Origin of the sequence: Tsukamurella asaccharolytica (genome assembly GCF_007858435.1) — a bacterium.
GTDB lineage: Bacteria > Actinomycetota > Actinomycetes > Mycobacteriales > Mycobacteriaceae > Tsukamurella > Tsukamurella asaccharolytica.
The window spans coordinates 1-693 of the sequence record NZ_VIGW01000040.1; the positions used below are offsets into that span (position 1 = coordinate 1).

The window sequence follows — 693 nt, forward strand, 5'->3', positions numbered from 1 at the left end:
TTTATGATCTCACATATTCACTATTCGTAGAAAATTCTGCAAAATCAAATAGATTAGCATCACACAATTGGGAGAGACGTATATTTTTAGTAGCTCTAAAGATATTCTCAATTCTTCCTGGTGCCTCTTGCTCCCACTGTTGCAACAATCGCTTCACCTCTTGTCGCTGCAATCCTTCTTGTGAACCACAGAGATTACAAGGAATAATCGGAAACTCTCGCATCGCGGCATAGGTCGCAATATCCGTCTCACTACAGTAGCTTAATGGCCGAATTACAATATTATCGGCATCATCACTACGTAATTTAGGAGGCATTGCTTTCATAGTTCCTCCAAAAAACATATTCATAAAGAGAGTCTCAACAATATCATCACGATGGTGACCTAGAGCAATTTTATTGTAGCCATGCTCCTTAGCAAAGGTATAAAGGGAGCCTCGACGTAAACGGGAACAGAGACTACACATCGTCTTATCAGGGGCGATCTTCTCTGTCACGATAGAATAGGTATCCTGCTCAATAATGTGGTAAGGAACGCCTATACTCTCTAAATATTGGGGTAATATCTCTTCTGGAAAACCGGGTTGTTTCTGATCAAGATTGACCGCTAATATCTCAAAAGAGATAGGCGCATGCTTCTGCAAAATTAAGAGTAGATCTAATAGCGTATAAGAGTCTTTGCCACCTGAAAGGC

The 693-nt window shown here is 40.5% G+C and carries 1 protein-coding gene; it reads right to left on the minus strand.

Annotated features, from left to right (window positions below; translation table 11 throughout):
- Window position 1: 1 nt before the first annotated feature.
- Window positions 2-693, minus strand: a 692-nt coding sequence (gene ttcA / locus FK529_RS20860; RefSeq protein ID WP_146564342.1) for a tRNA 2-thiocytidine(32) synthetase TtcA, incomplete at its 5' end; no start/stop codon positions are given.